The sequence below is a fragment of the Mesorhizobium sp. YL-MeA3-2017 genome, from assembly GCF_030814575.1.
GTDB classification, from domain to species: Bacteria; Pseudomonadota; Alphaproteobacteria; order Rhizobiales; family Rhizobiaceae; genus Mesorhizobium; species Mesorhizobium terrae.
Map to the genome: position 1 here is coordinate 1422385 of NZ_JAUSVH010000001.1, position 18828 is coordinate 1441212.

General features: G+C 63.0%; 19 protein-coding genes. 13 read left to right on the top strand and 6 right to left on the bottom strand.

The genetic code is table 11. From position 1 onward, the window contains the following. Positions 1–16: 16 nt before the first annotated feature. Positions 17–1327 carry a hemolysin family protein gene (locus QFZ88_RS06690; protein WP_024925372.1) on the top strand — a complete coding sequence of 437 codons (1311 nt, stop codon included), beginning with the start codon at positions 17–19 and terminating at the stop codon, positions 1325–1327. Positions 1328–1402: 75 nt separating this feature from the next. On the opposite strand, the gene QFZ88_RS06695 is transcribed toward QFZ88_RS06690, so the two are convergent. After that, a complete protein-coding gene (locus QFZ88_RS06695; protein ID WP_024925373.1) occupies positions 1403–2005 on the bottom strand; it encodes an NADPH-dependent FMN reductase in 603 nt (200 codons plus the stop codon). Positions 2006–2091: 86 nt separating this feature from the next. Between QFZ88_RS06695 and QFZ88_RS06700 the strand changes: the two genes are divergently transcribed. Beyond that, positions 2092–2466, top strand: coding sequence for a winged helix-turn-helix transcriptional regulator (locus QFZ88_RS06700; protein WP_024925374.1), 375 nt, complete (start codon positions 2092–2094; stop codon positions 2464–2466). A 12-nt stretch (positions 2467–2478) separates the two neighbouring features. On the opposite strand, the gene QFZ88_RS06705 is transcribed toward QFZ88_RS06700, so the two are convergent. After that, positions 2479–2871, bottom strand: coding sequence for an acyl-CoA thioesterase (locus tag QFZ88_RS06705; RefSeq protein ID WP_024925375.1), 393 nt, complete (start codon positions 2869–2871; stop codon positions 2479–2481). A gap of 208 nt (positions 2872–3079) precedes the next feature. Here QFZ88_RS06705 and QFZ88_RS06710 point away from each other — a divergent pair, with 208 nt between their 5' ends. From QFZ88_RS06710 to QFZ88_RS06720, 3 genes are read left to right on the top strand one after another with little or no spacing between them, the layout of a single operon-like run. Next, a complete protein-coding gene (locus QFZ88_RS06710) occupies positions 3080–4696 on the top strand; it encodes a GMC family oxidoreductase (RefSeq protein WP_024925376.1) in 1617 nt (538 codons plus the stop codon). Next, a complete protein-coding gene (locus QFZ88_RS06715; protein ID WP_024925377.1) occupies positions 4693–5904 on the top strand; it encodes a mandelate racemase/muconate lactonizing enzyme family protein in 1212 nt (403 codons plus the stop codon). Before QFZ88_RS06710 ends, QFZ88_RS06715 begins: the two co-directional genes overlap by 4 nt. Beyond that, positions 5901–6818, top strand: coding sequence for an NAD(P)-dependent oxidoreductase (locus QFZ88_RS06720; RefSeq protein WP_024925378.1), 918 nt, complete (start codon positions 5901–5903; stop codon positions 6816–6818). The genes QFZ88_RS06715 and QFZ88_RS06720 overlap by 4 nt, the downstream gene beginning before the upstream one ends. Before the next feature lie 109 nt (positions 6819–6927). Here QFZ88_RS06720 and QFZ88_RS06725 read toward each other — a convergent pair whose 3' ends face one another. Next, the gene (locus QFZ88_RS06725; protein WP_024925379.1) at positions 6928–7866 is read right to left on the bottom strand and encodes a diacylglycerol/lipid kinase family protein; all 939 of its coding nucleotides are present in this window, start codon (positions 7864–7866) and stop codon (positions 6928–6930) included. Between the two features lie 757 nt (positions 7867–8623). Here QFZ88_RS06725 and QFZ88_RS06730 point away from each other — a divergent pair. Then, positions 8624–9130, top strand: a complete 507-nt coding sequence (locus QFZ88_RS06730; RefSeq protein WP_024925380.1) for a hypothetical protein — start codon at positions 8624–8626, stop codon at positions 9128–9130. A 90-nt stretch (positions 9131–9220) separates the two neighbouring features. Here the strand turns inward: QFZ88_RS06730 and QFZ88_RS06735 are convergent, their stop codons facing one another. Then, positions 9221–9463, bottom strand: coding sequence for a DUF1344 domain-containing protein (locus QFZ88_RS06735; RefSeq protein ID WP_024925381.1), 243 nt, complete (start codon positions 9461–9463; stop codon positions 9221–9223). A gap of 523 nt (positions 9464–9986) precedes the next feature. Here QFZ88_RS06735 and QFZ88_RS06740 point away from each other — a divergent pair. Together QFZ88_RS06740 and QFZ88_RS06745 are read left to right on the top strand one after the other, a co-directional pair. Continuing rightward, positions 9987–10244 (top strand): SemiSWEET family sugar transporter, encoded by a 258-nt coding sequence (locus QFZ88_RS06740; RefSeq protein ID WP_024925382.1) that lies wholly within the window; start codon positions 9987–9989, stop codon positions 10242–10244. 47 nt (positions 10245–10291) lie between these two features. Further along, the gene (locus tag QFZ88_RS06745; protein ID WP_244431127.1) at positions 10292–10774 is read left to right on the top strand and encodes a YegJ family protein; all 483 of its coding nucleotides are present in this window, start codon (positions 10292–10294) and stop codon (positions 10772–10774) included. A gap of 4 nt (positions 10775–10778) precedes the next feature. Here QFZ88_RS06745 and QFZ88_RS06750 read toward each other — a convergent pair whose 3' ends face one another. Both QFZ88_RS06750 and QFZ88_RS06755 read right to left on the bottom strand, forming a co-directional pair. Further along, positions 10779–11828, bottom strand: coding sequence for a CapA family protein (locus tag QFZ88_RS06750; protein ID WP_024925384.1), 1050 nt, complete (start codon positions 11826–11828; stop codon positions 10779–10781). A 121-nt stretch (positions 11829–11949) separates the two neighbouring features. Next, entirely contained in the window at positions 11950–13380 is a 1431-nt protein-coding gene (locus QFZ88_RS06755) for an amidase (RefSeq protein WP_024925385.1), read from the bottom strand. A 333-nt stretch (positions 13381–13713) separates the two neighbouring features. On the opposite strand from QFZ88_RS06755, the gene QFZ88_RS06760 reads away from it, so the two are divergent. From QFZ88_RS06760 to QFZ88_RS06780, 5 genes are all read left to right on the top strand, one after another. Continuing rightward, positions 13714–14253, top strand: coding sequence for a hypothetical protein (locus tag QFZ88_RS06760; RefSeq protein WP_137901377.1), 540 nt, complete (start codon positions 13714–13716; stop codon positions 14251–14253). Between the two features lie 103 nt (positions 14254–14356). Further along, complete coding sequence (locus tag QFZ88_RS06765; protein WP_024925387.1) at positions 14357–14797, top strand: SH3 domain-containing protein; 441 nt, start codon at positions 14357–14359, stop codon at positions 14795–14797. 109 nt (positions 14798–14906) lie between these two features. Then, positions 14907–17981, top strand: a complete 3075-nt coding sequence (gene uvrB / locus QFZ88_RS06770; protein WP_024925388.1) for an excinuclease ABC subunit UvrB — start codon at positions 14907–14909, stop codon at positions 17979–17981. Positions 17982–18102: 121 nt separating this feature from the next. Continuing rightward, positions 18103–18282 carry a hypothetical protein gene (locus QFZ88_RS06775; RefSeq protein ID WP_024925389.1) on the top strand — a complete coding sequence of 60 codons (180 nt, stop codon included), beginning with the start codon at positions 18103–18105 and terminating at the stop codon, positions 18280–18282. Positions 18283–18308: 26 nt separating this feature from the next. Beyond that, positions 18309–18737: a VOC family protein gene (locus QFZ88_RS06780; protein WP_024925390.1), complete on the top strand. Its 429-nt coding sequence runs from the start codon at positions 18309–18311 to the stop codon at positions 18735–18737. The last annotated feature ends 91 nt before the right edge of the window (positions 18738–18828 follow it).

Genomic DNA, 18828 nt, shown 5'->3' on the forward strand with positions numbered 1-18828 from the left:
AATGCTATGAGCGCGCATGCTTTATGCTGAAATCGGTATCGTGGTCGCTCTCATCTGTGTGAACGGCCTTTTGGCAATGTCCGAGCTCGCGATCGTCTCGGCCCGCCCCGCAAGGCTGAAGGCGATGATCGACCGCGATGTCCATGGCGCGGCGCGCGCGCTGGAACTGGGCGCCAACCCCGGCAAATTCCTGTCTTCGGTCCAGATCGGCATTACGCTGGTCGGCATCTTGTCGGGCGCGTTTTCGGGCGCCACGCTGGGCGAACGACTTGCCGACTTCCTGGCCGCTTCCGGCGTTGGTCCGCGATTTGCCAACCCCGTCGGCGTGGGCATCGTTGTCGCCATCATTACCTATGCGTCGCTCATCATCGGCGAACTGGTGCCCAAGCAGATCGCGCTGCGCGATCCCGAGCGCGTGGCGGCCCGCGCGGCGCCTTTCATGGCGGTGCTCGCCAAGATCGCCGCACCCGTGGTGTTCGTCCTAGACATTTCCGGCCGCGCCGTATTGTGGCTGCTCGGCCAGCGCGGCGAAAGCGAAGAGAAGGTCACCGACGAAGAGATCAAGATGCTGGTTGCCGAGGCCGAACATCACGGCACCATCGAATCCGACGAACGCCGCATGATTGCCGGCGTCATGCGGCTGGGCGACCGCGCCGTCCGCGCCGTGATGACACCGCGCACCGACATCGACTGGATCAACCTGCAGGCCGACGACGCCACCACGCGCAAGCTCTTGATGGAAACGCAGCACTCGCGTCTCCCCGCCGGCGAGAGCGTGGATGCCATGTTGGGTGTGGTGCAGACACGCGACGTGCTGGCTGCAATGCTTGGCGGCCGCGCGCTCGACCCGCGAAAGCATGTGAAGGCGGCCCCGATCGTCCACGACCAGGCCGATGCGCTGGACGTGTTGGCCAAGCTGCGCGAATCCGACGTGCCGATGGCGCTGGTCCATGACGAATACGGCCACTTCGAAGGCGTCGTCACGCCCGCCGACATCCTCGAGGCGATCACCGGCGTGTTCCGTTCCGACCTGGACGCCGGCGACGAGGAAGAAAGTGCCGTCCAGCGCGAGGATGGCTCGTGGTTGCTGGCCGGCTACATGCCCGCCGACGAAATGGCCGATCTGCTCGGCTTCGACCTGCCGGAAGATCGCGACTACGAAACCGTCGCCGGCTATCTCCTGTCCCACTTCGCGCATCTGCCGACGACCGGGGAAACAGTGGACGCGCAAGGCTGGCGCTTCGAGGTAGTCGATCTCGACGGTCGCCGTATCGACAAGGTCATCGCCTCGCGTCTGGCAGCGGCGCATCGTGGCGTGGTGCGCTAAGCTCCGGGCCTGAGGGCGCGGCAAGGGCAGCCTGTCGGCTGCCTTTTGCGCGTTCAGATCAACATCCAGGCGACTTCAAGCTGCTGCCACATCCGCCGTCTCGGCATCCGCGTCGCGCGCGGCCTTCAAGGCATGTGCAAACCAGGACAACTGGTTCAGCATGTCGTGCGCGGCCTGGTTGAGGTGCTCGAACTCCACGATCTTCCTGCCGGCTTTGATGGCGAGGTAGTCGGCAAGAACGATGTGCACGGCCGTACGCACCGGCGCCATCTGCAATTCGACGGCATTGAGACGCAGCTGTTCGATCGCGCGGGCACCGCCGACACCGCCATACCCCACGAAAGCCGCAGGTTTCCTGTTCCACTCGGTGTAGGCATAGTCGAGCGCGTTCTTCAGGACCGCGCTGGGCCCGCGATTGTATTCGCCGGTGACGAAGATGTAGCCGTCATATTCCTCGACCTTCTTCTGCCACTTCTGCGCAATCTCGTTGCTGGAGGGCACCCACAGCGACGACGCCACCTCATCGAAGAACGGCATCGGAAAATCACGAAGGTCCACCACCTCGACGGTTAAGTCGCCGCGTTCCCGGGCCAGTTTTGCAATCCATTCGGTCGGCGCGTCGGCGAAGCGGGCGGCACGCGTCGAGCCGATAACGACGGCGATCTTGGGCTTTGACATCTACAAGCTCCTCATCAAATACAGTATCATTTGGATACCGAGACTATATCTGATACTGTCAACTCGGTTGGCAAGGAGGCACTTTTTTGAAACCGAGGCACCCCCACATCACCAAGGATTGCCAGGCGGTGAGCGATATCCTGCAACGCATCGGCGACAAATGGTCTTTGCTCGTGGTGCAGAATCTCGGAGAGGGCCCGCAGCGCTTCAACGAGATCAAGCACGGCATCGGCAACATCTCGCAAAAGATGCTGACGACGACGCTGCGCAGCCTGGAACGCGACGGGTTTGTCACGCGCACGGTCTTTCCGACCATTCCGCCAAGGGTGGATTACGAATTGACCGATCTTGGCCGAGAGCTGTCGATCCCGGTCAAGGGATTGGCTGAATGGGCCATCGCCAATACAGGCCGCATCAACGAAGCGCGTGCCCGTTTTGACGGCATCAAGGCTGTGGCCTGACGGCCATCAGCGTCATTCGGCCGGCACGACTTTCGGCCTGCCTTCGCCATCGAGCGCCACCATGACGAAATCGGCGTGGGTTACCATTTCCATCAGGTCGGAAAGGTATCGTTGCGCCCAGGCCTCGACCTTCAGTGTCATCGAGGTCCGGCCGACACGCTCGACATGCGTGTAGATGCACAGCGTATCGCCGATTTTCATCGGCTTTGCGAAGGACATTTCCTTCACCGCCGCCGTCACCACCCTTCCCTTGGCGCGCTCCGCCGCGCGGATGCCGCAGGCAAGGTCCATCTGCGCCATCACCCAGCCGCCGAAAATGTCGCCCGCGGCATTGGCGTCCGAAGGCATGGCCAGCGTCCGCAGCGTCAGATCGCCGAGCGGTTTTCCATCCGCGTAATGCACCATGCGAAAGTCCCTCATGCCAAAGCGTCGTCATGATGGCGTAGCGACGTGACGCCAAGGCGTCAACGCCGCCACCACGCGAGACAGTGTTGCGCGAATGAAGAAACCACGTGGTCGCATTTCTCACACAGCATGCCGGAAGTGCCGGTGATTGCAGGGAATGCGACAGCTAGTCTGATGCCGACAAGCATTCCGGACATCACACCCCAACATGCAGACTTATGATTTCATCGTCGTTGGATCGGGCTCGGCAGGCTCGGTCGTGGCAGAACGCCTCTCGGCCTCCGGTCGCTTCTCGGTCCTGGTGCTGGAGGCAGGCGGCACCGACCGTCGCTTCTTCGTGCAGATGCCCCTGGGCTACGGCAAGACCTTTTTTGACCCTGTGGTGAACTGGAACTACAAGGCGGAACCGGACCCGGGGCTTGCCAACAGCGCCGATCATTGGCCGCGCGGCAAGATCCTGGGTGGATCGAGTTCCATCAACGCGATGGTATGGATCCGTGGTGCGCGGGAGGATTTCGACGCCTGGGCCGAAGCCGGCAACCCCGGCTGGAGCTATGACGACGTCCTGCCGATCTTCAAGGCGCTCGAGGACAACGAGGCTGGTGCCAACCAGTGGCGCGGGCGCGGCGGGCCAGTCCACATCACCGACAATCGCGCGCGCGTGCATCCACTGACGGTCCGCTATCTCAAAGCAGCCGAGCAGGCTGGCCTGCCGCCGAACAGCGACTTCAACGGTGCCGCGCAGGAGGGCGCCGGCGTCTACCAGATCACCACCAGGAACGGCCGTCGTGTCTCGGCGGCGCGTGCCTTCCTGCGCCCCGCCATGAAGCGCGCCAATGTCCGCGTCGAAATGCATGCGCTGGCAACAAAAATCCTGTTCGAGGGCAAACGCGCCGTCGGCGTCGAATATGTCCAGAATGGCGAAACCAGGACCGCGCGTGCCGGCAGGGAAGTCATCCTGTCGGGCGGCTCCATCAATTCGCCGCAGCTTTTGCAATTGTCGGGCGTTGGACCCGGCCCCCTGCTCACCGACCTCGACATCCCGGTCGTCCACGCGGCGGACAATGTCGGCCGCAACCTCCAGGACCACCAGGGCGTCAACTACACCTGGAAGGCTACGCAGCCGACGCTTAACCAGATCCTGCGACCGTGGTGGGGCAAGCTGCTGGTCGGCCTGCACTATCTGGTGCTGCGCTCCGGACCGCTGTCGATGTCGATGAACCAGGGTGGCGGCTTCTTCCGCACGGATGCCGACCAGCCGCGCCCGAACATGCAGCTCTATTTCCAGGTGTTCTCGACCGTGCTGCCTCGAGCCGGAGAGCGCCCTATCCTGACACCGGACCCCTGGCCGGGCTTCTCCATCGGCCTTTCCAACTGCAGACCGTCGAGCCGTGGCGAAATCATGATCCGCTCGGCGGACCCATTCGCCTACCCGAAGATCACGCCCAATGCCTTTTCGACCAATGAAGACGTGTCGGAAATGCTCGACGCGGTGAAATTCCTGCGCCGCATCGCAGCCATGCCGGCGATGGCCGAGGTCATCGCGGAAGAGGTTTTGCCAGGCCCGTCAATCACTTCCGATGCGGACCTGATTCAGGATTTCAGGAAGCGCTCGGGCACCGTTTATCATCCCGTCTCGACCTGCCGCATGGGGCCGGACCCATCGCGCGCCGTGGTCGATCCGCGCCTCAAGGTCCATGGCCTTGCGGGCCTGCGCGTCATCGACGCTTCGATTTTCCCTGACAATATCGCCGGCAACACCAATGCCGCCTCGATCATGACGGGTTGGAAAGGCGCCGAAATGGTTTTGGAGGACCACCGATGAAAATCACCGACGTCAAGACCTGGGTTGTCGGCAACCCTCCGCCGGGCATCGGCGGCAAGTATTTCATCTTCGTGAAGCTGACGACCGATTCCAACGTCGTCGGCTATGGCGAGGCTTACAACGCCACTTTCTCTGCGCATGTCACCGCGCGCATGATCGAGGATATGGCGGAACGCTATCTGGTCGGTCGCGACCCGCATGATGTCGAGAACTTCTTCCGCCGCTGCTATTCGTCCGGCTTCACCCAGCGTCCGGACGTGTCCGGCATGGGCTGTTTCTCGGCGCTCGAAATGGCTTGCTGGGACATCATCGGCAAGGAGGCCGGCAAACCGGTATACAAGCTGCTGGGCGGCCAGGTGCACGAGAAGCTGCGTTCCTACACCTATCTCTATCCGCATTCCGGCAGCGTCCATTCGGAGGACGCGAGCGGCAAGAACGTCTACAACGACCCCGACCTTGCCGCAGAATGCGCCGCACTCTACGTCGGCCAGGGCTTCAACGCGGTGAAGCTCGATCCGGCCGGTCCCTATACGGCCTTTGACGGCCATCAGCCCCGCCTGATCGACATCGACCTGTCCGCCCGGATGATCAAGGCGATCCGCGAGGCGGTCGGCACCCGCGCCGACATCCTGTTCGGCACGCACGGCCAGTTCACCGCGTCCGGCGCCTTGCGCATGGCTCGCGCCATCGAGCCCTACGATCCGCTCTGGTTCGAGGAGCCGGTGCCGCCGGACATGCCCGAGGTGATGGCGCAGGTCGCTCGTGGCACGTCGATCCCGATCGCCACCGGCGAGCGGCTGACGACGAAATTCGAGTTCGCACGTGTCATCGAAAATCGTGCCGCCACCATCCTGCAGCCGGATCTCGGCCGCTCGGGCGGCATTCTGGAAACCAAGAAGATCGCGGCGATGGCTGAGGCCTATCACATCCAGATCGCTCCGCATTGCTATTGCGGACCGATCGTCGGCGCCGCCAACATCCAGCTCGCCGCGACTCTGCCGAACTTCCTGATCCTGGAATCGCTCAAGCAATGGGATGGCTTCCACGCCACCCTGCTGAAGAAAAAAATCGAATGGCAGGACGGCTGGGTCATCCCATCGAAGGAGCCGGGCCTCGGCGTCGAGCTGAACGAGGCGGTGTGCGAAGCGCATCCCTACAGCGGCAAGGAACTTCACCTGCAGATGATGCAGACGCCGTTGATGCCGTGAGCGAGGCATACGCCTTCATCGGCCTCGGCCATCTCGGGGGTCATCTCGCCGCCTCGCTCGTCCGCAACGGCTTCGACGTCACCGTCCACGACCATGATCCGGCGGCGGTCGCGCGCCTCGTAGCGCTCGGCGCCACCGCCGCCGCCTCTCCAGCGGACGCGGCGGCCCGCGCAAAAAACGCCATCACCTGCCTGCCCTCGCCCAAGATCAGCGAGGCCGTACTCGCCGGCCCGGCTGGGCTGCTGGAAGGCCTGACGAGGGGCGGAACCTGGATCGAGATGTCGACCAACGGCCGCGACGAAATTATCCGTCTCGCGGCGCTTGCCGCCGCGAGGGGCGTCGAGACGCTGGAGTGCCCCGTCACCGGTGGCGTCCACCTCGCGGCCACGGGAAAAATCACGGCACTGGTCGGCGGCGACCCCGCCCTCTACGAGCGCCACCGCGAAGCAATCGAAGCGATGTGTTCGCGCTCGTTCCTGATGGGCCCGGTCGGCTCGGCGGCGGTGATCAAGGTCATCACCAACATGCTGGCCTTCATCCACCTCGTCGCCGCCGGCGAGGCGCTGATGCTGGCGAAGCAGGGCGGGCTCGATCTCGCCCAGGCGTTTCACGCCATCGCCGCCTCGTCGGGCACCAGCTTTGTCCACGAGACCGAGAGCCAGTTAGTGCTCAGCGGCTCCTACGACATCGGCTTCACCATGGATCTCGCGCTGAAGGATCTCGGCTTTGCCGCGCGCATGGGCGAGGAGTTCGGCGTGCCGCTCGACCTCGCATCGCGGGTCAATGCCATCTTCGAGTTGGGCAAACAAAAATACGGCGGCGACGCCTGGTCGACGATGATCGTCAAACTCCTGGAAGACGCAGTCGGCACTGACCTTCGAGCTCCAGGCTTTCCGGCCAAGCTTGAGGCCTGAGGAAAACGATTCAAGATCAACGGCTTGCCGCCCATAGCGGAATCGGATCGGCAGGTGGTTGAATCAACACCTGAGGACATTCGGCGTATGTCGCTGGAACCAGGCCTGCTTACCACCTGACCGACAGGGCCCGCGGCAGGATCTCGAACTGCGCCGGAATCTGGCCCGGCGACTCTCCGTCAATGTCGACGAGCGCGCTGTTGCCGTTCGCATCGCCGACCGGCTCCACCAGTAGCCTTTTGCCCCGTACGATGGTGATGGCCGGATGATTGCGATGCCGGCCGCCATAGAGCAGCCGGATATCCCAGATCAGCCGGAGCTTGCTCGCCGCCCGCAGGATGACGAAGTCGAACTGCCCATCGTCGAGCACGGCATCGGGCGCGATCATCATGCCACCGCCGAAGAAACGGCCATTGGCGGCGGCGACCAGCGCGACGCGCGCTTCGAACGGCTCGCCGTCGTCGACGGTGATCGACACCGTCTGAAAGCGGTAGCGCAGGAACTCCGTCGCCGTGCGCCATAGGAAGAGCAGTTTCGCCGACACCCTTCCCTTGCGCTTGTCGGCATTCACCGCCCGGTCCGCCGCCCCGGAAAGGCCGGCGCTGGCGATGTTGATGAAATGCCGGCTGGCGAGCGCTCCGTGGTCGTCGACATAACAGATGCGGCCGACATCGATCATGCGGGCTTCGCTGGCGGCGATCCGCGCGAGCAGCGCATCGATGTCGCGCGGAAGATCGAGCCCGCGCGCGAAATCGCTTCCGGTGCCGCAAGGCAGCAAGGCGAGCGCCGTGCCGGCATGGCCTTCGCCCACGGCCTGCAGCAGGCCGTCGGCCACTTCGCTGGCCGTACCGTCGCCGCCGGCGGCCAGCACCAGCTCGTAACCTTCGACGGCGAATTCCAGCGCCAGCCGCTCGGCATCACGCTCGGCCTGCGTCTCCCGCATGTCGAAGGCACCGAGATGCCGTTCGATCGCCGCGGCGACCATGGTCCAGTCCTGCTTCAATCGCCCGCCGCCGGCGACCGGATTGAGGATGACACCGACTTTCAACCGCGCCTCCCCCGATCGTGGCGGTTCTTTGCCGGCATTGAAGCGCGCAGGGGAATGGAGAGCAAGCGCCTGACCGAATTCGCCTGTTCAGGCCGCTCGCGGCAAACCGGCCTGTTTACCCGAAAAAACTGCGACCGCCAGCCGATATACCCGATAATCCCGGTATCCACAGGCCGTCAGCGGTTCCGGGCGCCGTCAAACGGGCGTATGGTTAGATTATCTCAGGCGGCCACGGATTGAACGGTCGAAAGACAACGGCAACCACGCGGAAACTCCTGAGGCCCGTACGGCGCCGACCGGCGCAGGTTTCGGCCTGATGCTGGAGCGGGAGCCACGAAGTACGGGGCCGCGGAAAGCGTGCGAACGCCAACGGCGGACCGATGCAAGCCATGAAGGCCGGGAAAGACCTTCGATGGCACGTCGACCGGAGTTCGAAAGGACCGAGAACGGCGTGATCCGGAAAGGGCGCTGCCTTTCGGGGTGCGCGACCTGAAGGGTCGTCAAAATCAAGGCTGGCACGCTGCAACAACCTTTGGATGTTGCGACCGCTGACTGGTCCTGGTCTGACAGGGAGGCGCTGGGAGAGATCCCGGCGCCAACTGTCTTTTGGAACCTGCCGGGCCGAACACGGCCACGGCTGCTGATCTTGTCGCGGCCGGCAGCGCTGCGCAAAACGCCACGCTCATTTCACAATCACAGCGAAATCCCGCCTTGTTCGAAGGTCATCGTCGTCGCGACTTCCGAAGGGACCGAACACGTGATCAAGACCGCCCTCGTCGCCATGACCATCGTCGGCTGCGACTGTGACGCCAAGCTTTGCGAATATATCGGCGAGACGCCGGCCAAATGGTCGAACCTTGCCGACTGCGAGGCAGCCATGAAAAGCCAAGTGCTGCGCCACAAGAGTTTCGACTATCCGTTGGTGTCCGGCGTTTGCCGCACCGTGCAGAAGCCGGCCAGCAAGCTCGCCGCGGCGCCTGCCACGCCCGATAACGGCCCGCCGCCTGTCATCACCGACGAAATCGCGGCGCTCGGGCTGCGCCGGCCCGAAATGCCAATCGGTCCGAGTGCGACGGCGGTCGCCAATCCCGATTTCAAGCCGACTTTCTACGATACGATGGTCGACGGAGGCCGCGCCGTCCTCTACCGCACCGAAAATGGCTACGCCCTGGTCAAGACCGGCCTCAGCCAGACTGTGTCCAGCACGGCTTCGGCAATGGGGCGTTCGGCCGGCTGGCTCTCGGCACAGTTGCCCTCGCCGTAACAAACGGCGTTGCGTCCGCGTTTGCCTGCACATAGCGGCCGGCCCGTCGGGGCCGGCCATCCATGGAAGGTTGTCGCCCGAAACGCGCGGCTACGATCCCTTGGCGATCGACGTCACGGTGCCCGTCTTGTCGTCGACGGTGACGTTCACTTTGGCGCCGACCTTGAGATGCGTCAGCGAGGCTTCCGGGGGCAGCTGATAGATTTTGCCGTCGTCAAGCGTGATCGACTTGGTGGCAGGGTCGATTGCCTCGATCTTGCCGGCCACCGTCGCGGCATAGGCTGAGCCGACGAGGGCAAGGAGAGCGGCTGCGGTCGCGAGGGTCTTCTTCATGGCTTGATGCTCCGTTTTCGGAAATCGAAAGTGCCCTTCAGCCTCTCCGCCAAAACAGGATCGAACGCGGCAGGAGCGGCAGGACAGGCAAAAGCTAACCGTTGACGGCCAGCGCAAACAAATCACGAAGGGTGACTTTGTTAAATGAAATCATGGGCTTATTTCAGACACATTTGCGCATAGCCACTGCTTCGGACCGTCTCGTGCCATTCGCTGCAGCGGTTTTGCGCAACAAAAGGAACTCGCTCGCCACCGAGCCCCGATGCCACCCGAACGCCGCATTTCGCGATCCCGCCATTCACGAAACGGCGCCGAAAAAATCCTGCCAGACACGTTTTATGACATCGCTTAGAGGCTTGTGACGCCCGGTTCGCGCCTCACGGATCGCTCGCATGGAGGGTTCCACGGGCCTGACATCTTCTTTTTTGGTCCAGCCCATGTCCGTCTTCCCAGGAATCACGCTTTCTGCCATTATTGAACCGGTTCAATCGGCCTCCCACCGATATTTGCGAAAGAAACTGTCTTGCTCCCGTCAATCGAACTCATCGGCGCGGTCGCCGCTTTCATTACGACCGTCGGCTGGATTCCGCAGGTCGCCAAGATCGCGCGCGAGCGCCGGGCTGGCGACATCTCGCTGGCCACCACCGGCTTCCTGGCCTTTGGCATCCTGCTGTGGGCACTCTACGGGGTGCTGATCGGCTCCTGGCCGGTCATCTTGGCCAACGGCTTCACCTTCGTGCTGGTCGCGGCTATCGTCGCCATGAAGCTGCGTTACGGCTGAAAGATTAAAGCCAAACTCGGATTGACCGGCAACAGCAGGAGCTGCCCGTGAACCGCTTGCCTCGACTGTTGCTGCTCATAGCCCTGTTCCTGGTCCCGCTTACCGCCGGCGCGCAAAGCGATGACAAGGTCGTCGACATCGCTCGGGACGACCCCGACATGAACGCCGCGATCAAACACGCCCGGGCGACGCTGGACGATTTCCTGAAACTGGCCGAAGCGCCACCGAACGACACCCAAGGCTACAAGCTGAAGGTGATGGTCCGCGACGGCGACGCCACGGAACATTTCTGGGTCATCCCGTTCAGCCGTACCAAGGAGGGTTTTGAGGGCACCCTTGCAAACGAGCCGCAAGCGGTCCGCAACGTGGTTGCCGGCCAGACCATCCAGTTCACCCGCGACGACATCTCCGACTGGGGCTACGCCAAGAACGGCCGCCAGATCGGCAGCTTCACGGTTTGCGCCATGTTCAAGCAGATGCCGAAGGAAGACGTCGAATTTTACCGCACCAATTACGGTTTCGATTGCTGACCAATCAGGCCTCGGCTGCCCCCAGCACACGCGCCAACCGCGCCTCGACCCGCGCGCGCAGCCGTCCGGGCAACGCATCCACAGGCATCAGCCGCTCGCGTCCGCCATCGCGCAACCGCATGAAGGGATGCATCCGGTAGCTGGCGACCTGCCCCCGGCTGCCCTCTTCCGCGCTGACATCGACGGTAAAGATCGCACCGATGCGGCCCGGCCATGGCTGGCGGGCCAACGCGGTGCCGAGGAAATCGCCGAGCCCATAGGCGACAGGTACCATGCCAACCTGCCCGACCGGCTGCACGACATGAGCGTGGTGCCCGGCAATCAGCCCGAAACCGTGCTCCACCAGGCGCCCGGCCAGCTCCATCGTTTCGCGTTGCGGAAAATGCCTGAACTCCCAGCCCCAATGCGGCACCGCGCACATGAGGTCGGCGTCTGCCAGACTACCATCCAGCCAACGTGCCGGATCGCCTTCCGTTGAGACACGGCCGGCAAACAGCGCCTCGTCGGCGTTGCGCCACAGCGTGAAGGCGGCGAAGCCGACCGACAGGTCCTGGACTTTGATACGCTTTACCGGACCGTCGGCAGCCGCGCCGATCACACCGATGCCGAGGCGCCGCAAGGCCGCCAGCGTCTCGTCGAACCCGTCAGGGCCCTGGTCCAGCATGTGGTTGTTGGCCACCGACAGCACCAGGCGTTGGGGCACGATACCGACGGCCGCGATTGCCTCCGACAGGAAGGTCTCGTTCATCGCATGATGCGTACCGATCCATGTGCCGAAACGGGCGCGCGCACGTCCCACCACCGGGCTCTCGCAATTGCCGATGACGAGATCGGCCGAACCGAGCAGTTCCTTCAAAGCTGGATCGCACACCGGCGCCTGTCGCGACGCAACCGCCGAAATGTCGCCGATGAACGCCAGCCGCACCGTTCTTGCCGGCCTGGGCGCGATCAGCGCGGCGGCGGGCGGCGCGAAATCCCGGGCATCGCCGTCGAGCGACGGACTCAGGAAGCGCGGCAGCCAGGAGAGCTTGTAGGAGAGCGGATAGTTCGACACGCGCGGCCCGGTTCGTTTGCTCCCGTTTACACATTCGAGCCGAACGGGTGAAGCAGCGTCAGGTCGAGTTCGTACCGACAAGGGTGCGAAACGACAAAGCCGTATTCAAAAGCGCGAACCTTCACGCGCTGATCGATGGCCGCCTGTCCTTCCAGGGCATAGCCTGTTCGAGCTGGGTCGAGACGGCCAGCACGGCGGCCTCGTCGCCATAGCGCCCGACGAGCTGAACCCCGATCGGAATGTCCTCGCAAGACCAGCCGAGCGGCAATGAGATCGCCGGCAAACCCGAGAGGTTGAACGGAAACGCGAAACCGGCATCCGCCCATTTCGCATTGTAGCGGTCGAGATCGGTCTCAGACATGTCGTAATAGCCCATCGGGCGCGGCAATTGCGTCAGCGTCGGTGTGACGAAGATGTCATAGGGGGAAAGATCGGTCGCGATGGCGCGGCTGAGCAGGCGCAGCTTATGAACGTCTTGCGCATGCTTGATGCCGCTGATCGAACGGCCGCGCTCGATCACCGCCCAGGTGATCGGCTCGACATCGTCCCGCGTCACCGGACGCCCGACGACAGCGGCCAGTTCCTCGAACATCGCCGCCACCTCCACAGGCCCCATATGGGTATAGGTGTTCCAGGCGTCGTTGCCGTCGAGCGCCATATTGTGCTCCTCGACATCGTGTCCGAGCCCCTCAAGGGTCTTGGCAGTCGCCAGCACCGCCGACTTCACTTCGGGGTCGACCGGCGTGCCGTTGGTGGACGTGACGGTGTAGCCGATGCGCAGCCGCTTCGGCGCGCGTCGCGACAATTCCAGCCAGCTTTCGGCTGGCCGTGGCGGCACGTAGGTATCGCCAGGCAGCGCACCGGCGACCGCGTCGAGATAGGCAGCGGTGTCGCGCACCGTGCGTGAATGGCACAGGAAATAGGCGCCGCCGTACCAGAAGTCGCCGTCGGGTGCGAGCGTGACGCGGCCACGCGAGGGTTTCAGCCCGACGATGCCGCAACAGGAGGCCGGGATGCGGATGGAGCCGGCCCCGTCGCTCGCCTCGCTGATCTGCACCATGCGCGAGGCCACTGCCGCCGCGGTGCCGCCGCTCGAACCGCCAGCGGTGATGCCTTCCTTCCAGGGGTTGATGGTAGCGCCATGCAGTTTGGGCTCGGTCGAGATCGACCAGCCATTCTCCGGTGCGTTCGACTTGCCGACCAGAACCAGGCCCGCCGCCTTAGCACGGCGCACCCCTTCGGAATCGTCGCTGGCCACGATATGCTTCAGATAGGCCGACGAATTGGTGCGCGGCGCGCCCTTCCACGAACTGCCAAGTTCCTTGGCCAGGAACGGAACGCCCGCGAACGGCGCCTTGCGGTCAACCCTGGCCGCCGTTTCCCGCCCCATGTCATAGAGACGGTGAATGACCGCATTGAGCCTGGGATTGAGGCGCTCGATCATCGCGATGGCGGTCTCGACCACTTCCAGCGGCGAAACCTCGCCCCGCTGCACCAGCCCAGCCAGACCCAGCGCGTCGGATTCGATGTAGACGGCCTGCAAACTCGTCATGATGACTCCTCCTCGCCAAAGACGGTGGCCCGGTCCCTCATCCGTCCCTGATACCAATGAAGATAGGCGCGTAGCGTCTGCCAAATAGAGCAGATAAGACAACTGTGCCGGGCCAGTTGCTGCATGGATAGCGTCCGCGAAACCGAAGCCCGGCTGGGCTATCTGGATATTGCGGTCAAAGTATCCGCGCTTCCATCAGCAAACGATATCCGCACAACGCGAAATGTCTAAATGCGAGGTTCACTAAACTTAAACTTGTACCTCTCACAGGAGCAACCATAGGTCAGTTTCCCAAAAAAGATCGCCCGAGTAAAAAATACCGGGGGATCACATTTGGCGCATATAGTTCTAAAACATCCCAGCAGGCGGGATAGAGCACCAGATATTGGCGATAAATTCTTCTTTTCCAAAAAATATCTTAGACTGGTTCAGAGCGCTCTGGGCGATTGGGTTCTCTTGTATATGCCGAGGCGCTCCGGAATATCGGCTTCTGGAAACTACAATGCGATTGCCTTTGCGGAGAATATCGTCGAGGCCTCCGAGCGGAACGGACACTACGTCCTCTCGCTGTCCCGTCTCGAGACGCTCGATCCGCCGCTGGGGGCAATCAGTCCCTACGTGATATATGAGAAAGGCTTAGCCGAGCCAGGATGGAAGTCTCCTCCGCAACGGCAAGTCCGAAAACTTGGCGATCGGGAGTTCATCAATATCCTTCAGGATCACCTTCAGGGATCGGCATATCAAACTCACTTCAATGCATCGTCTAAAGAACAAGAAGAGCATTCGAGGAAAATCGATCTTATCGAAGAATTGATACGGCGAGATCGAGAGCGAATTCGACAAAACTTTCCTCACGAACCCGATGGAACCTGACTTTCTTCCAGTCTCCCTAACTATATCTACAGACAAGGCTGGTGACGCTGCGAAAGCGCGGGCTAATATGCAATCCTTCGAACCGAAGTCATGGAGGAGGACGATGATGTTTCGTAAATTGCTGACCGCCCTTGCCTTGCTTGGCGGGATCGCAACCGCCGCGCCGGCGCTGGCGGCCACGGCCCACACCACCGGCAACGTCAACGTGCGCTCCGGCCCGGGGGCGGGTTATGCCAAGCTCGGCACGCTGACGGCGGGCACTCGCGTGAACCTGCGTGGCTGCGAAGACAATTGGTGCAATGTGCGGGGCGCCGGCCTCCATGGCTGGGTCTCGGCCAACTATCTGACCAATTATGCCGGCCGCCCGCCTGCGGTGGTCATCGCACCGACGATCGTCGTGCGGCCGCCACATCGCCCGCCGCACTGGCAGCGGCCGCCCCATTGGCACAAGCCACCGCACCGTCCGGGCTGGAAACCGCGTCCGCCCAGGCCGCATCCCGGCGCTCATTGCAAGATCGCCCCCGGTTTCCCCTGCCCGCGCTGACCGGCTCCTGACAGCCTGATGTCAGCAGCGCCGTTGAGATCGAAGCCGAAGGGTCGCTCAAGACCTTTCGGCTCTTCCCATTTTGGCGGACTCCTCCCATATTCGACGCATGGCCAAATCCTCCGACAAGAAAACGTCCGCATCGGCGCCTGACGACCGTGCGCAGCCGCGCAAGCGCGGCAACGGGGTTACCGACTTCCTCGACGCATCCGAGCCACTGCATCGCGGTGGCTTCAACGAAGCGCCGCAAGCAGAATTCGCCGGTGCGCCATTGAGCGGCTCGATCTCGGACTGGGCCGAACAGATTTCCAGGGAAGCGGAGAAGGCGACACCGAAGCCGAAAAAGGTTCCCGAAAAGAGCGCCGCACCGACGCGCACGGCACGTGGCACCTCCATGGGCGGCGCCGCCACGGCCAAGGAGCGCACAGCGGCCGGCCTCAACCCGGTCGCCGGCCTCGATATCTCGCTCGAAGATGCCGAAACGCTGTCCAATTCCGGCGTCACCGCCACCGTTGCCGCGCTGTCGGCGCTGATTGAAAGCGGCAACCCGCTGCACAAGAACGGCGTGCTGTGGACACCGCACCGCCCCGAACGCCCGGAGAAGTCGGAAGGCGGCATCGCCATCAAGATGGAAACGGAATTCAAGCCGTCCGGCGACCAGCCCACGGCGATCAAGGACCTTGTCGAAGGTGTCGCCAATGAGGACCGCACCCAGGTTCTGCTCGGCGTCACCGGCTCGGGCAAGACCTTCACCATGGCCAAGGTGATCGAAGAGACCCAGCGCCCCGCCCTGATCCTGGCGCCGAACAAGACGCTGGCAGCGCAGCTCTATGCCGAGTTCAAGAAGTTCTTCCCGGAGAACGCGGTCGAGTATTTCGTCTCCTACTACGACTACTACCAACCGGAAGCCTATGTGCCCCGGACGGACACCTATATCGAGAAGGAAAGCTCCATCAACGAGCAGATCGACCGCATGCGCCACTCGGCGACGCGCTCGCTGCTCGAACGCGACGACGTCATCATCGTCGCTTCGGTCTCGTGCATCTACGGTATCGGTTCGGTCGAAACCTACACCGCGATGACCTTCCAGATGTCGATCGGCGACCGCCTCGACCAGCGCCAACTGCTCGCCGACCTCGTCGCCCAGCAATACAAGCGCCAGGACGCCAACTTCGTGCGCGGCTCCTTCCGCGTGCGCGGCGACACCATCGAAATCTTTCCGGCCCACCTGGAAGACCGCGCCTGGCGCATCTCGATGTTCGGCGACGAGATCGAGACGATCACTGAGTTCGATCCGCTGACCGGCAACAAGACCGGCGACCTGAAAAGCGTGAAGATCTATGCCAACTCGCACTATGTGACGCCGCGGCCGACGCTGAATCAAGCCATCAAGTCGATCAAGGAAGAATTGCAGCATCGCCTGCAAGAGCTTGAAAAAGCTGGCCGTCTGCTCGAGGCGCAACGTCTGGAACAGCGCACCCGCTTCGACCTGGAGATGCTGGAAGCCACCGGCTCCTGCGCCGGCATCGAGAACTATTCGCGCTATCTCACCGGCCGCCGGCCCGGCGATCCGCCGCCGACGTTGTTCGAATACATCCCCGACAACGCGCTCGTCTTCATCGATGAAAGCCACGTCACCGTGCCGCAGATCGGCGGCATGTACCGGGGCGACTTCCGCCGCAAGGCGACGCTGGCCGAATACGGCTTCCGCCTGCCGTCGTGCATGGATAACCGGCCGCTGCGTTTCGAGGAGTGGGATGCGATGCGTCCGCTCACCGTCGGTGTTTCCGCCACCCCCGGCGCCTGGGAGATGGAACAGGCCGGCGGCGTCTTCGCCGAACAGGTCATCCGTCCGACTGGCCTGATCGACCCGCCGGTCGAGATTCGGCCAGCGAAGAGCCAGGTCGACGATGTCGTTGGCGAAATCCGCGAGACGACCAAGGCCGGTTACCGCACGCTGGTCACAGTGTTGACCAAGCGCATGGCCGAGGACCTGACCGAATATCTGCACGAGAACGGCATCCGCGTGCGCTACATGCACTCCGACATCGACACGCTGGAGCGGATCGAGATCCTGCGCGACTTGCGCCTCGGCGCCTTCGACGTGCTAGTCGGCATCAACCTGTTGCGCGAAGGCCTCGACATTCCCGAATGCGGTTTCGTCGCCATCCTTGACGCCGACAAGGAAGGCTTCCTGCGTTCCGAGACGTCGCTGATCCAGACGATCGGCCGCGCCGCGCGCAATGTCGACGGCAAGGTCATCCTCTATGCCGACCAGGTCACCGGCTCGATGGAGCGGGCGATGGCGGAGACCAACCGCCGCCGCGAGAAGCAGCTGGAATACAATGAGGCCAACGGCATCACGCCGGAAAGCGTGAAGTCGCGCATCGCCGACATCCTGGATTCGGTCTACGAGAAGGACCACGTCCGCGCCGACATCTCGCAGTTCACCGATAGTGCCGGCGCGATGATGGGCAACAACCTCAAGGCCCATCTGGAAGCGCTCGACAAGCAGATGCGCGACGCGGCCGCCAATCTGGACTTCGAGAAGGCGGCCCGCGTCCGCGACGAGATCAAACGGCTGCGCGAGATGGAGCTCGCCATCTCCGACGACCCGCTAGCGCGCGAGGTCGAGGGCCAAAGCCCCTCCTCTGGCCGGGAGAAGGGCAAGCACAACAAGGGTGTGGCCAAGCACCGTACCGCCGAGGAGCAGGAGCGTTTCCGCAAGCTCGACGAAGCCCGCGCCGCCGAGGAAGCGGCCAAGGCTGCCCGGCCGAACCTCTTCCGCAAGCCGCATCTCGACGAGATGGGCGCCGATGGTGCCGTCCCCGTGAAGAAATCGCTGTTTGCCAAGCCGTCCATCGACGACATGGGACCGGGCACCGACATGCCGACGCCGGCTGGCGCGGTTTCGCGTTCGCTGTTCAAGAAACAATCGGCGGCCGAGGCGCACGGCTCGGACTATGGCACACCGGACGACGGCAAGTCGCTGTTCCGCAAGAACACGCTCGACGAGATGACGGTGCGGCGAACGGAAAAGCCGGTCGAGGGTGCGCGTCCGGTCAAGCCGGAGGACGTGAAGCCGGTCGTGCGCGAACGTGCCGGCATCGGCTCCTACGAAGATCCGGGCGACCAGCGCCGGCAGACACGGCGACCCAAGAAAAGCGGCCGGCCGGGACACTGATCGCGAGGGCTCCCTCCGTCGGCTGAAATAAATTTTGCGCCGCTGTCGGAATGCGATCGCACCATTCGTTCCTTGGTTGTCGGCACGATGATGTCGCCGCCAATCAGAGGGAGAATGCACCATGTCGATCCTGTCATCCATTGGTCGCATCGCGACCCGATATTCGGCGGCACGCACCCACGCTCGAACCCAGCGCGTGCTTCGTTCGCTGCCGATCGAATTGCGCAAGGACATCGGCTGGCCCGAGGCTGTCGATGAACAGCCGAGCCGGCCTTTCAGAATCCAGGCAACAGTTCGCTAGTCACATTGTAACGAGAGGAAAGTCAGATGAACGACACGACCGCACAGACCGAATATCCCCGCCCGAAAGTACTCGGCGGACTGATCGCCTATCTCCAGGTTGACGGTGCCGTGAAAGCCGCCGATTTCTACAAGCGTGCCTTCGGCGCCGAGGAGGTGTTCTCCTATCCGCCGGACGAACAGGGCCGCACCATGCACATCCATCTCTACATCAACGGTTCGTCGCTGATGCTGAGCGATGCGTTTCCGGAGCATGGCCATCCGCACAAAGCGGCCCAAGGCTATACGATGCAGCTCGTGCTTGGGGCTGACAACATCGAAAGCTGGTGGAAACGCGCGGTGGATGCCGGCTGTGAAATCGAAAACCCGCTTGCGGAAATGTTCTGGGGCGACCGCTGGGGCAGCCTGCGCGACCCCTTCGGTGTCAACTGGGCAATGAACGCTCCCATCAAGTAGCCAGAGGCCGGCCTTTCCAAAACGGAGGCCGGTTTCCAACCGCCGGATCGTATCCCCAGACGATCCGGCGGTTCGTTTTTTGAGATCCGGC